Here is an 11,969-nt window from a genome sequence, read left to right as displayed (position 1 = left end):
TGCTTTCTCGATTCCACAGTTATATATCTGAATAGACTAGCACTAAACTTTAGTAGTAGGCGTAGCGGACTACTCTTCTGTATGAACCGTCGCAATTCCGGCGGTACACGACCCAACTGCGCCGCTGCCGGTGACAATTGTATCGATTAGTATGGTGACCGCCGTTGACGCTAGCTGATTCTTCAGGGGTGAGTTCAGCAAACAGTGAATCGTCCTTTGTTACTTGCATGATTTGACTCCGTTTAAGTTAATAAAATTGAAGGGAAACTAGAAATATTATTTAATTTCTAGAGCCTCGTGTAAATACTGACTAATACTTCTGGTAGTGCTGTGCGGCTTCCGGAATATTACCGAGAAATTTTGAAAATTTACTCGATCGCACAACTTGACTCAGCTATCTAAACCACTAGAGTTTTGTAAGGGCGAGCGCGGCTCGGATCGTACAGATAAAGCTGGCTAGGCTGCGGCAGGAAAAACAGCATATTCAGGCCATAGCTGCTGCTGTTCTCCGTCTCGCTGTTGCTTTTAGCACCGCTAACATCGCTGGTAATACTGCCACCGTTGACAGTAGCAGATTCTCCATCGGTTAGTTCGATGAAGAGTGAACCTTCTTGATTTTCTGACATAAATAACTCCTATTAATACCTATGTACTTACTTACTACCTACGCATACAGGAAAAACCCGGTAACAGTGCCAAAACTCATGGCGGAAATGCCGTATTTTCATGACCACGAATTTCAAAGGTGGTACCCGCCACGTGATTTATCCGTGGAATCAATCCAAAATCTAAAATCGAAAATCCTCAAGCCCCCGCATTTATCTCGCGCAAGTCAATCCAAAATCTAAAATCTAAAATCTAAAATTGAATGACAGTGGCCCGCTGGCTTCACTCCTCTTGATATTTGGCGAAGTTTGTGGGTGGGAACGGCAAAGCTGTGCGGATTTTTACCTTTACCCTGTGAATTTTGATTTAGACTTCTAAACCTATGCTTGGTTTCCGGAAAGCCGATCGTAAAAGTGACAAAAGAAATCAGCGATTGAGCTCTCCCTCTCCCCCAACTCAAAACTCAAAACTCCAAACTATTCCCCTCTCCCCCTTGCCGCCATGTCTCTCGCTCCCGAAACCACACCCCCTGAAACCTTTGATAACGACCAGTTTTTGCCCCCTGTCAGCCGGTGGACGACTTTGGGGGGTATTTTGATGGTGGCGACCTTTGGCGGGGCGATCGCCCTCGCTAGCGTCACCAAATACAGCGCTACAGTCAAAGCAGATGCGATCGTCCGTCCAGCCGGAGAAGTGCGCGTCGTGCAAGCAGCAACCGAAGGAACCGTCGAAAGCATTGCTGTCAGCGAGAATCAGACAGTAAAAGAAGGAGATGCGATCGCAGTTGTAGACGCTTCGCGTTTGGGCGCTCAACAACAGCAGTTACAAGAAATAATTAATCAGTCTCAAACAGCAGCACAGCAAATCAACCAGCAACTGCGCGACTTAGAAAATCAAATTTTGGCCAGCGCCCAATTTAAAAACATCCAAAGTGAAACTTCCGCCCAACAGGAATTAATCGAATCCGCTTTAGTAAAATTCGCCACATCGCTGCCAGATGTCGCCGAAAGACTGGGCAGAAGTCGGCGGGTTTTGCTCGTTAAGCGATCGTCCCTTCAACAACAATTAATTCAAGCTAAAAAAGAACTAAATCAAATTGAGTTAAAACTCGAAAATAGCGTGATCCGCGCGCCCGCTGATGGTACAATTCTCAGATTGGAAGTACGAAATACTGGTCAAACCGTACAAGCCGGCAGCGCGATCGCCCAAATCGTCCCCAGCGACGTACCCCTGGTAGTCAAAGCCAAGGTGACATCCCAAGACATCGCCCGCATCCAAATCGGCCAACCCGTACAGATCAGGATTTCGGCTTTGCCTTTCCCCGATTACGGCACATTAAAAGGAACTGTCAGCGAAATCGCCCCAGATGCGATCGCCCCTCAAAATCCCGCTAATAATTTAGGTACAGCTTATTACGAAGTGGCAATTAAGCCCGAACAAACTTATTTAACAAAACTCAAATCCGCCAAGGGCCAATTCTTCGGCAACCCCCAGGCTAATGTCCCCCGCCAGTATTCGATTCAATCGGGAATGGAAGGCAGAGCCGATATTATTACCGGCGAAGAAACTGTTCTGACATTTGTTTTGCGGAAAGCAAGGTTGCTGACAGATTTTTAATTAGTCATTAGTCAGTTGTTATTGTATGGTGCGTCAGTCTTGAGGTTAGCCCGAAAAATTTGGGTTTTACCGACTGACGCACCTTACTTTTATTTGTTCTTTGTTTGACATTTGGCGATCGTAGGTATATTGTAGATTGTAGTAGATGCCACTGTCAACTATCTCGATCCACTACTCCAAAAGTTAATCTAACGTCATAAGCTGGTAACTAACCACTAACCAACTGGCAACCAATGGGGAAGTACAGGCGACCTAGAATTAATTTCGTTTTGGATGAGGACGTTAGAGACGACTTAACGGTATGGGCCAAGGAAGAAGGGCGCACTATGAGCAATCTGGTAGAGCGAATTGTGACCGCCGCAGTTCAAGGAAAGCGGGACAGCCACCCAAACCAAAACCCGCTCATCCAGCAAGAGCAAGCCGGAAAAGGAGGCACTAGCTAATAGATAAACAGGTGTCTAGTATTGAAAACAGTGACAAACTTAATAGAACAAGAAGCGTCAGAACCAGAAAACATACACAGCGCTACTGACCCGCAGAAGTGCCGGGAAATGGAACGCCGATACGATTGGAAACTCAAGCAAATCAAAATAAACAAAGATTTGCCCCTCGAAGTCGATTGCGTCTTTTACGGCGAACAGACTTCTTTTCAAGACCTCTGGCACGACAACCAAGACTGAGGTAATTTATGACCAAAAAAGAAACATGGATTGTTTACAAAACTGAATCTATGAGTGCGGAAGGCTGGAGAGATCGAAAGCTAATTCCGAATGGTGGCTTGACCGACATTCTAGCAGAAGAGTGGGATTGTTCGGGGAAATTGCCTCAAATCGGCGATCGCGTGCGAGAATATGCAAACCTCGAAGATCCTGGCAACGGAATCACCCACGGTCGAGATGGAAACTGGATTGTTAAGAGTATTCACGAGTTCTCTTCTAGCAGCACAAACTTGTGCATCGCGGTATGCTATTGCGCTTATGAACCCGTTGAATCTAAATGGGTTGAATTAAAACGAGGAAAGCCTGTGAATGAGATTTTGCAACCCGCTGAAATTGGGTAAAAATCTCAACTTTTCTAATTAATCATCTTAAGTCCGCGAAGGCGGACTTTGTTTGTGTAGACGCGGTTTCAACCGCCGAGTTTATGTCTAAATATATAATATCCATCACCCATATGAAAATCAACGATAAACTCAAGACCATTTTAACTGAATTGCGATCGCACTTCGAGCAACTTTACGGCGATCGTCTCACCCAAATGGTACTCTACGGTTCCCAAGCGCGGGGCGACGCAGATCCCGACTCAGATATTGATGTTTTGGTAGTTCTGAAAGCACCAGTCCAAGTCGGTGAAGAAATCGCTCGAACTATCCCAATTGTAGCAGATTTATCCCTCTACAATGACGTAGTAATTAGCTGCAATTTTATGAATGAGGAACGGTTTACTAATTATCAAAGCCCTTTGCTCAGAAATATCCGTAGAGAGGGAATTTTAATCTGACACCCGCTCAATTAAACTTACTCCTCAAAGCTCATCAAAGCCTTTCAGCAACAGGGAATAGCTTTATGAAACCCGAACAAATCGATCGAACACTCCCAACTTTTATAAACCTAAACAGTAACGAACCGCCGATTCAACTTCTAACATCTTTTCTGCGGAAAGTTCCCCTGCAGAATCAGTAGGAAATCGCTCTCTATCCAAAGATCGAATCTGAAAACAGAGGAAAACTGTTTCTATTTGTAAACCACTTTCAGACGCAGAAACACGCACATTTGTTCTATATTCGCGGTGAATATTAGTTCCTTTAGTGCCGACAATGACAGTAACAACTAAGGGTGACTGGTTAATAGTATCAATCGAAAGCACCAAAACAGGTCGCATTCCAGCTTGTTCTCTTCCATGAACTGGGTTAAGATTGACAAAATAAATTTTCCCTCGCTGAATGCTCATAGTGCTTGTAAACCATCCATTTCTGCCACAATAAACTCTCGATCGATCGCAGCAATCTCAACTTGAATATCTGGATCGTTGGCCATCTCTGCTATCTCTGCTTCCAGGTATTTAGCATTAGCGAGTTTATTAGCTATGTAAGTTTTCTCCCGCACTCGGCAAGCGATACGTTCCAGCAGCCAAAGTTGTTCTTCTATCGACAGGGAACTAATAGAACGTTCAATTTCTACTAAAGTTTGTGAAATCATTTTAGTTTCCTCTTGTTTTTTGCCCCATCGCAAATCATCGAGATTTTTTTGAATGAGACCGGGCCCATTCCGAATAGATTCATTATTGCGATCGCTTACTTATCTTGTATCTATATTATACGACATAGTGGCGTAGCAGCTTATGACGCACACTCCAACGACTCCAGACGATTCAGCAAGTCGGGTTTTCCCCTTGTTTTTCCCCGACAAAGAATGTAAAATTCTAAAAACATGGGTTGTCAGCAATGAACGAAGCGCGCCACGAAGCTTATCTCAATCTGATTGAATCGTTACTAAATTGCCCCAGCGGGGAAGAAAACGAAATTTGGCAGGCCAACTCAGAGTTAGTTGATGCGGGGTTGGTGCAGGTAATGCTAGAGAGGGCAAATGATCTGAGAATTGATAACAACCTGGATGATGCTAATTCTTTAATGACTCTGGCAGGGCATCTAATGGGTAGTTATAGCAATGCAATCCCCGAGAAAGCGTCACCTTACAGTTATCTTGAATTCCTAATGGAAGTGTTGCAGAAAACGCAAGATAGCAAGGGCAACCGTACTGTAATTTATGCCCTGCTGCGGGATAATCTAAACTTAATCAATGATAATTTGGCGGCGGTTTTGCAAAAATGGGCGAGGGAAAATTTGCCAAATTTAGATAAAAAAAAACAAATTTATATAATAGGAGTCGTTGGGAATTTTAGTAATGCAATCGCGGACTTTTCTTTAGGCAGCAGGGCGAGTAATTTGGAAATTGCCATTGCAGGTTATCAAGTTGCCATGACAGTTTTTACCCGTAAAGAATATGCTGAGAATTGGGCAGAAACTCAAAATAATTTGGGGATTGCCTACCTGTACAGAATCAGAGGGAAAAAAGCGGAGAATCTCGAAAAAGCGATTGCCACTTATCAAGCATCGTTACAAGTTTACACCCGCGAGGGATTTCCTGAAAATTGGGCAATGACTCAAAATAATTTGGCGGTTGCCTACCGCAACAGAATCCTCGGCGAAAAAGCTGATAATCTCGAAATCTCGATCGCATTTTATCAGGAATCATTAGAGGTTTGGAGCCGCGAGGCATTTCCTGAAAATTGGGCAACGGCTAAAAATAATTTGGGTATTACCTACAACGACAGAATCATGGGCGAAAAAGCGGAGAATCTCGAAAAAGCGATCGGATTTTATCACGAATCATTAGAGGTTTACACTCGCGAGGCATTTCCCTTTGAATGGGCAAGGAGTCAAAATAATTTGGCGGCTGCCTATAGCAACAGAATCAGAGGGGAAAAAGTAGATAATCTAGAAAAAGCGATCGCCACTTATCAGGCATCATTGGAAGTTTACACTCGCGAGGAATATCCTGAAGATTGGGCGGGGACTAAAAATAATTTGGCGAATGCCTACCGCGACAGAATCAGAGGGAAAAAAGTGGAGAATCTCGAAAAAGTGATCGCATTTGATCGGGAATCATTGGAGGTTTACACCCGCAAGGCATTTCCCTTTAAATGGGCAATGACTCAAAATAATTTGGCGAATGCCTACCTCTACAGAATCATAGGCGAAAAAGCGGAGAATCTCGAAATAGCGATCGGATTTTATCAGGAATCATTAGAGGTTTACACTCGTGAGGCATTTCCTTTTGAATGGGCAAGGAGTCAAAATAATTTGGCAAATGCCTACCGCAACAGAATCAGAGGGAAAAAAGCGGAGAATCTAGAAATGGCGATTTCCGCTTATCAAGCAGCTTTGTCAATTTACACCCGCGAGGCATTTCCGATAAATCATGCTGAAACCTTATTTAATCTCGGACTTGCCTACCGGGATAATTACCAACTCCCAGCAGCTTACAATACCTTTAATGCTGTCATTGAGACAGTCGAATCAATGCGGAGTGAAATCATTATCGGCGGCGAAGCTGACAGACAGAAATTAGCTGAAGAATGGAATAAACTTTATCAGCAAATGGTAAAACTTTGCCTAGACATGGAAAACAAAACCGCCGCCCTAGAATACATCGAACGCAGCAAAACCAGAAATCTAGTAGAATTGTTTCACACATCTCGCAGTCTCCCGCAAAATGTACAGCGGATTAGTTTTCAAGAAATTCGCAGTCTGTTACGTGAAGATGAGGCAATTTTGGAATGGTACATCACCTTTAACGGGTTTAAAGTTTTTATTATCACCCGCGAGTCCCCTCAACCAATTGTCGGGCACTCTTCATATCAAGAGTTGGAAGCATTAGAGAAGTTTCAGCAGGAGTATATCGACGACTATATCAATCACCCTGATAACTGGAGAAATCAGCTAGAAACCCGCCTGGAAAAACTAGCTAAAATCTTGCACATCGATGAAATAATTTCTCGCCTCCCAGAAAAATGCCAAAAATTAATATTAGTTCCCTTCCGATATTTGCACTTGTTGCCGCTTCACGCATTAACCAGCAAAAGGCTAAGGCAGAATACCGAAGAAACTGGAACTCTCCTCGATCTTTTCCCTGGCGGCGTGAGATACACTCCCAGTTGTCAGCTATTACAATTATCTCAGCGGGTAAATCCGACTGGGGAAGAGTCATCACCCACAAGATTGTTTGCCATTCAAAACCCGACAGAAGATTTAGACTTCACCGATATCGAAGTTGAAACAATTGCCAAATCCTTTAATCCTGCGGAAGTTTTGATTCGGGAAAAGGCAAGTAAGACAGGATTGCAGCAACAGCTTGAAGCGTTGCAGAATGCCGACATCGCCCACTTTTCCTGTCACGGCTTTTTCGACTTTCTCGATCCCCGGAAATCTGCTTTAATCTTAGCGGGTGCGAAAATTGCCACCGATAACGTTGACTCGGAGAACAAAAGTTATATTCGTTCCCCCCAAGACGAATTGTTGGACATTGAAAAATGCCTGACGCTGGAAGAAATCTTTGATTTGCCCCTGAGTAAGTGCAGTTTAGTTACGCTTTCCGCCTGCGAAACAGGGTTAACGGATATTAGAGATACCACTGATGAGTATATCGGATTGCCTAGCGGTTTTTTGTACGCCGGAACCACGAATGTGATTAGCACTTTGTGGGCTGTGAATGATGTATCTACGGCGATTTTGATGATAAGATTTTATGAGCTTTTCCTGTCTGAAAGTCGCCCGCCTGTGGCGATTGCTTTGCGCGATTCTCAAATGTGGCTGCGGGATGCAACGGTGCAAGATTTGGTAGATTGGGCCGAGCGTTCAAAGTTACTGGATAGTGAAAGTAAAAACAGGATTCAAAAGAATTATAAACGCGATTACGATGATGACGATCGCCCTTGCCAATCCCCTGTATACTGGGCGGCTTTTTCTGCCGTTGGACAATAACCCAAAGGTTTTTTGCATGAGTGGGGGCGGGTTTATTAGTTGGTTGGTTTGATTTATAAATCTCGGCGAACCCGCCCCTACAAATTTGTTAAAATTGGGGATTTGATATTGTAAAAAATAGATATAATTGCTGTAGGGGCGGGTTCGCGACTGTCTGTGAAACCACACCGTAAATCTCAAAAACCCGCCCCGGCATCGTGGGTGGGGGCGGGTTTATTAGTTGGTTGGTTTGATTCCAAAACATCGGCGAACCCGCCCCTACAAATTTATCGAAATAGGTGATTTTATGAACTTAAAACCTCCCCAACTAATTTTCGGAATTGTCCCGTTTGCAAATTTAAGCTGAAACGATCGCCCTCCATTAATTCAATTACTAAGTTATCATCGCTCGCCGAAAATTGTTCGGGAACATCGGGCAATCCGCGATTAAATCTGAGGGAACCATTCGAGTTAAATAATAATATCTCATTTTCAGTCAAAACAGCAGTTACTTTGTGAATAACAGCCATCTGAATTAAATTACCCGTCAAAGGCATTGCCAGACAAATGCGGCCGCTTTCCAGGCAAATAGCTACTAACTGCTGTTCAATTCCCATCCATAGCATCTTTTTCTCGTGAGAATGCTCGATGCTTAACTCAACTAATTGACCCCGCCAACTCAGTCCGTAACATCCCAAAACTTCCCCCAAGTCAAGGCAAGCAAATGTTTGAGCGTATTCGTGGCCAATAATTTGCCGAATGCCGGGAATTTTGTCGAATTCTGATTTGCTAATAGTTTCAATTTTCATGGTAGCTGGTTATTGATAAATTAACGGTACAATTGAAGTAACTTGAGGATTTGCATCTAAGTCGCCTTCAGGATAAAAATATCGAACCACAATCGCCCCCGGTTTTTCTCCCCCTCTCAATTCTACTTTACGAGAAATGTTTGCGCCATATTCGTTAATTGTTCGATCGCCTTCAACTTCTGGTGCATTTAATCCTTCGGCAAATATTTCTAATAGCTTTTCTTTCCCCCCAGATACTTCGTCAATTCCTAGCGTTCTCAAATCTCTTAAATTATCTAAAGACCGCCTAGTATTTGTGGGAGTAGAGGTGACGCGACCAAAAAAGAAGTCAAATTTACTAGATTTGACCGTGAATCCCGCACCTTGAATTACTTCATCACTTGAGGTCAATGCTTGCAACTCCTAAAAAAATTGACACTAAATTGTCTCCGATGGTATCATACAATTAACAGAGAGACAATGCTCGAACAAAAATCATAAAAATCTCCAAATTCAATTAACACAATAGAAAATCTGCCATGAATGACGACCAACGTTATATATCAGCATTTCTGCAAGTTTTTGAGACTAAAGCCGAATTATTAGAGGAGGTGGGAGCAGTAGAAGATTTAGCAAACCTCAACCAGATGATATCTCAGATGGTTGATGAATCTGATGAGGAAGTAGCGGATACTATTGGGATATGGTGCAAAAAATATCCTAAAATCAGAGATACCCTCCGTTCAATTATTAATAGAAAACCAGAACCCCAACCCACCAAAAAAGAAGAGCAAGAACCAAAACTATTAAACCGCTATCCAGAGTTACCCGAAAGCCTCAAAAAACGCATCCCCAATTCACAGCCACCGCGCCAATAACATGACCGATAGAATTTCTGCCCCCAATGTTTATTTATATGCTTTCCAACTGCAAAATGACAGTCCGGGCAGCAATAATCCTCTGTGGCATCACTGCGACAATATCCTCGCCAACTTCACCGATAAACAGCTAACATCCAACCTAGTTTTCCCGCAAAATTCCCACAGCTACCGCGAAGATTTGCTGCCAAATGTCGCACTACCATTTAACAGCAATCCGCCCGTTGAAGGTTTTGCCCAACCGCTACAAATTCAAGACAGCTATGCTTTATGCTTAAATATAGGTTGCCCGGAAGACGGCACTGCTGATAATATAGATGTCGATCTAATCAAGCAATTCAACCCAAATCGAGCCTTACTCATCAGTGGCGATGATAACTTTTTAGGTCAAACTCTCCTAATTACCGCATGGCTTCCCGACAACTCACCGGATAATTTAGATTCCCTCAAACCCCTCGCCGATAAATGTCGCGATGCTTTATTCCAAGGCGACTCGCCACCTGTATTTTATCGTTCAGGTAAATTATTTGGTAGTCCGATTTTTGAGTACGGTTTAATTAGCGATATTGCGAATTACCGCCACCTGCTTGTCTGGCTGCTGGCTGACAAACAAACTGACAAGGATTTTAACACTTGCCAGGAAGAAATACTCGACCTACTATTTCACCGCAACAAAATTATCAAAGCTTTTCAAGACAGCCGCCAGATTTACCGCGAACTCGATCGCGAATACCGCATTATTGAGAAAAATATGGAGATATTGCAGCAGCAATTTTCCAGAGGGACTGTATTAACTTCCGCGCAATTGCAGGAATTTCAGGAACAGTTAAAGCAACTCTTCAGCAAAGCTGTAACTTATACTCGCCTGCTGCGGAAACTCGAAGATTATGACAATACAATTGCCCTAAATCTTAACAATTACACTGACATTTTGTCGAAAATTTGTGATATACTAGGAACCGATAAGGAAGAACTATCAATATTAAATAACTTCGGTAGAAAAACGGCTCCTTATATGCGATCGCAAATTGCCGGAGACTTAGGATATTTCCGCCACGGCACAAACTTAATCGAACAGGCGATCGCCTCAATTCGCGGCATAGTAGAAATAGAACAAGCTAGGAGCGATCGCACCAACCAAATCGCACTCCGCAACAGCGAGATAGCAGAGAAAAATCGGGACGATCGCCTAGAAAGCACAGTACAGGCGATCGGCGTCGGTTTAGCAGCCGGCGGCATCGCAGCCTCCAGCGGCACAGACAAAGTATTCCAGACAGTGCAACACCATCAAATCCCAATTTTAATGCAATGGCATCCCTTTCTATTTTCATTTGCCTTGAGTTTTGCGATCACTCTTTTCGCAGCCGGCATCACTTGGTGGCGCACTAAACCGAAAAACAGTTGACAGTTGACACTTGACAGCGAGCTTTTTAAGGCTGGGATTTAGATCGTTGCCGGTCGATCGAATTTAACGAAGGGGATCTGAAATCAAAATAACGTGTCAATATAGAAATGTGAGTTCAATTCTATTCTTTCCTCATGGGCAAAAAGCGCGTTCTTTCGGGAGTTCAGCCAACCGGCAATCTTCACCTAGGCAATTATCTCGGTGCCATTCGCAACTGGGTAGAAAATCAAAGTCAGTACGAAAATTACTTCTGCGTAGTCGATTTGCACGCAATTACCGCACCGCACAATCCCGCAACTCTAGCCTCCGACACTTACACGATCGCCGCACTGTATTTAGCTTGCGGCATCGATTTAGAATATTCTACTATTTTCGTGCAATCCCACGTCTCGGCGCACACAGAACTAGCATGGCTGCTCAACTGTATTACGCCGATTAACTGGCTCGAAGATATGATTCAGTTTAAAGAAAAAGCAGTTAAACAAGGTGAAAATGTCAACGCCGGTTTGCTAAATTATCCGGTGTTAATGGCAGCAGACATTTTGCTTTACGATGCCGACAAAGTGCCAGTGGGAGAAGACCAAAAACAGCATTTGGAACTCACCCGCGATATTGTCATCAGATTAAATCACCAATTCGGCACACCCGAAAAGCCAGTATTGAAACTTCCCGAACCCTTAATTCGGACTGACGGTGCGAGGGTGATGAGTTTGACAGATGGCACGCGCAAAATGTCGAAATCTGACCCTTCCGAACAAAGTCGAATTAATTTATTGGATTCGCCAGATACGATCGCAAAAAAAATCAAGCGCTGCAAAACCGATGCCGTGCGGGGTTTGACGTTTGACGACCCCGATCGCCCCGAAGCTAGAAATTTGCTGACACTTTATCTCCTGCTTTCCGGCAAATCTAAGGAAGAAGTAGCAACAGAGTGTGAAAACATGGGTTGGGGAGATTTTAAACCCTTGCTGACAGAGACGACAATTAATGCCCTCAAACCTATTCAGGATAAATACAAGGAAATAATGGACGATCGGGGATATTTAGAGTCTGTACTACGTCGCGGAAGAGAACAAGCAGAAGCTATTGCTAATCAAACTCTAACTAAGGTTAAGACCGCTTTCGGTTATTCTTTACCTGTTTAGTTGTTAGTT

15 protein-coding genes are annotated in these 11,969 nt (G+C 43.6%); 9 read left to right on the top strand and 6 right to left on the bottom strand.

The genetic code is table 11. From position 1 onward, the window contains the following. Positions 1 to 49: 49 nt before the first annotated feature. Positions 50 to 229, bottom strand: a complete 180-nt coding sequence (locus QT992_RS24230; protein ID WP_333321965.1) for a hypothetical protein — start codon at positions 227 to 229, stop codon at positions 50 to 52. A gap of 169 nt (positions 230 to 398) precedes the next feature. Further along, a complete protein-coding gene (locus QT992_RS24225; protein ID WP_333341316.1) occupies positions 399 to 626 on the bottom strand; it encodes a secretion protein HlyD in 228 nt (75 codons plus the stop codon). A gap of 481 nt (positions 627 to 1,107) precedes the next feature. Here QT992_RS24225 and QT992_RS24220 point away from each other — a divergent pair, with 481 nt between their 5' ends. The 5 genes from QT992_RS24220 (at position 1,108) to QT992_RS24200 (ending at position 3,723) form a co-directional block, all read left to right on the top strand. Further along, positions 1,108 to 2,223 carry an HlyD family efflux transporter periplasmic adaptor subunit gene (locus QT992_RS24220; RefSeq protein WP_333341314.1) on the top strand — a complete coding sequence of 372 codons (1,116 nt, stop codon included), beginning with the start codon at positions 1,108 to 1,110 and terminating at the stop codon, positions 2,221 to 2,223. Between the two features lie 233 nt (positions 2,224 to 2,456). Then, complete coding sequence (locus tag QT992_RS24215; protein WP_333321970.1) at positions 2,457 to 2,666, top strand: ribbon-helix-helix domain-containing protein; 210 nt, start codon at positions 2,457 to 2,459, stop codon at positions 2,664 to 2,666. 30 nt (positions 2,667 to 2,696) lie between these two features. Beyond that, positions 2,697 to 2,903 (top strand): hypothetical protein, encoded by a 207-nt coding sequence (locus QT992_RS24210; protein WP_333321972.1) that lies wholly within the window; start codon positions 2,697 to 2,699, stop codon positions 2,901 to 2,903. 8 nt (positions 2,904 to 2,911) lie between these two features. Continuing rightward, entirely contained in the window at positions 2,912 to 3,283 is a 372-nt protein-coding gene (locus QT992_RS24205; protein WP_333321973.1) for a hypothetical protein, read from the top strand. An 83-nt stretch (positions 3,284 to 3,366) separates the two neighbouring features. Next, the gene (locus QT992_RS24200) at positions 3,367 to 3,723 is read left to right on the top strand and encodes a nucleotidyltransferase domain-containing protein (RefSeq protein ID WP_333321975.1); all 357 of its coding nucleotides are present in this window, start codon (positions 3,367 to 3,369) and stop codon (positions 3,721 to 3,723) included. A gap of 102 nt (positions 3,724 to 3,825) precedes the next feature. Here the strand turns inward: QT992_RS24200 and QT992_RS24195 are convergent, their stop codons facing one another. After that, the gene (locus QT992_RS24195; RefSeq protein ID WP_333140936.1) at positions 3,826 to 4,173 is read right to left on the bottom strand and encodes a type II toxin-antitoxin system PemK/MazF family toxin; all 348 of its coding nucleotides are present in this window, start codon (positions 4,171 to 4,173) and stop codon (positions 3,826 to 3,828) included. Continuing rightward, on the bottom strand, positions 4,170 to 4,421 hold the full coding sequence (locus QT992_RS24190; protein WP_333108022.1) for a hypothetical protein: 252 nt from the start codon (positions 4,419 to 4,421) through the stop codon (positions 4,170 to 4,172). Before QT992_RS24190 ends, QT992_RS24195 begins: the two co-directional genes overlap by 4 nt. A 245-nt stretch (positions 4,422 to 4,666) precedes the next feature. On the opposite strand from QT992_RS24190, the gene QT992_RS24185 reads away from it, so the two are divergent. Continuing rightward, the gene (locus QT992_RS24185; protein WP_333321977.1) at positions 4,667 to 7,765 is read left to right on the top strand and encodes a CHAT domain-containing protein; all 3,099 of its coding nucleotides are present in this window, start codon (positions 4,667 to 4,669) and stop codon (positions 7,763 to 7,765) included. Positions 7,766 to 8,049: 284 nt separating this feature from the next. On the opposite strand, the gene QT992_RS24180 is transcribed toward QT992_RS24185, so the two are convergent. After that, positions 8,050 to 8,553 (bottom strand): hypothetical protein, encoded by a 504-nt coding sequence (locus tag QT992_RS24180; protein ID WP_333108020.1) that lies wholly within the window; start codon positions 8,551 to 8,553, stop codon positions 8,050 to 8,052. 9 nt (positions 8,554 to 8,562) lie between these two features. Then, positions 8,563 to 8,943: a hypothetical protein gene (locus QT992_RS24175; protein ID WP_333140931.1), complete on the bottom strand. Its 381-nt coding sequence runs from the start codon at positions 8,941 to 8,943 to the stop codon at positions 8,563 to 8,565. A 128-nt stretch (positions 8,944 to 9,071) separates the two neighbouring features. On the opposite strand from QT992_RS24175, the gene QT992_RS24170 reads away from it, so the two are divergent. The 3 genes from QT992_RS24170 to trpS all read left to right on the top strand — a co-directional run bounded on the left by QT992_RS24170 (position 9,072) and on the right by trpS (position 11,960). Beyond that, on the top strand, positions 9,072 to 9,410 hold the full coding sequence (locus QT992_RS24170) for a hypothetical protein (RefSeq protein WP_333341308.1): 339 nt from the start codon (positions 9,072 to 9,074) through the stop codon (positions 9,408 to 9,410). 1 nt (position 9,411) lies between these two features. Next, positions 9,412 to 10,815 carry a hypothetical protein gene (locus QT992_RS24165; protein ID WP_333341305.1) on the top strand — a complete coding sequence of 468 codons (1,404 nt, stop codon included), beginning with the start codon at positions 9,412 to 9,414 and terminating at the stop codon, positions 10,813 to 10,815. A 134-nt stretch (positions 10,816 to 10,949) separates the two neighbouring features. Next, on the top strand, positions 10,950 to 11,960 hold the full coding sequence (gene trpS / locus QT992_RS24160; protein ID WP_333321982.1) for a tryptophan--tRNA ligase: 1,011 nt from the start codon (positions 10,950 to 10,952) through the stop codon (positions 11,958 to 11,960). Positions 11,961 to 11,969 lie beyond the last annotated feature (9 nt).

It is taken from the genome of Microcoleus sp. T3_D1, assembly GCF_036700405.1.
In the GTDB taxonomy this organism is placed as follows: Bacteria; Cyanobacteriota; Cyanobacteriia; order Cyanobacteriales; family Microcoleaceae; genus Microcoleus.
The sequence above is the reverse complement of the archived record's forward strand: the minus strand, read 5'-3'. Positions and strand labels throughout refer to the sequence as shown.

What these genes read in the sequence shown, in the direction of transcription:
- QT992_RS24230 (WP_333321965.1), bottom strand. Translation starts at nt 229, where the DNA reads ATGCAAGTAACAAAGGACGATTCACTGTTTGCTGAACTCACCCCTGAA.
- QT992_RS24225 (WP_333341316.1), bottom strand. Translation starts at nt 626, where the DNA reads ATGTCAGAAAATCAAGAAGGTTCACTCTTCATCGAACTAACCGATGGA.
- QT992_RS24220 (WP_333341314.1), top strand. Translation starts at nt 1,108, where the DNA reads ATGTCTCTCGCTCCCGAAACCACACCCCCTGAAACCTTTGATAACGAC.
- QT992_RS24215 (WP_333321970.1), top strand. Translation starts at nt 2,457, where the DNA reads ATGGGGAAGTACAGGCGACCTAGAATTAATTTCGTTTTGGATGAGGAC.
- QT992_RS24205 (WP_333321973.1), top strand. Translation starts at nt 2,912, where the DNA reads ATGACCAAAAAAGAAACATGGATTGTTTACAAAACTGAATCTATGAGT.
- QT992_RS24200 (WP_333321975.1), top strand. Translation starts at nt 3,367, where the DNA reads ATGTCTAAATATATAATATCCATCACCCATATGAAAATCAACGATAAA.
- QT992_RS24195 (WP_333140936.1), bottom strand. Translation starts at nt 4,173, where the DNA reads ATGAGCATTCAGCGAGGGAAAATTTATTTTGTCAATCTTAACCCAGTT.
- QT992_RS24190 (WP_333108022.1), bottom strand. Translation starts at nt 4,421, where the DNA reads ATGATTTCACAAACTTTAGTAGAAATTGAACGTTCTATTAGTTCCCTG.
- QT992_RS24185 (WP_333321977.1), top strand. Translation starts at nt 4,667, where the DNA reads ATGAACGAAGCGCGCCACGAAGCTTATCTCAATCTGATTGAATCGTTA.
- QT992_RS24180 (WP_333108020.1), bottom strand. Translation starts at nt 8,553, where the DNA reads ATGAAAATTGAAACTATTAGCAAATCAGAATTCGACAAAATTCCCGGC.
- QT992_RS24170 (WP_333341308.1), top strand. Translation starts at nt 9,072, where the DNA reads ATGAATGACGACCAACGTTATATATCAGCATTTCTGCAAGTTTTTGAG.
- QT992_RS24165 (WP_333341305.1), top strand. Translation starts at nt 9,412, where the DNA reads ATGACCGATAGAATTTCTGCCCCCAATGTTTATTTATATGCTTTCCAA.
- trpS (WP_333321982.1), top strand. Translation starts at nt 10,950, where the DNA reads ATGGGCAAAAAGCGCGTTCTTTCGGGAGTTCAGCCAACCGGCAATCTT.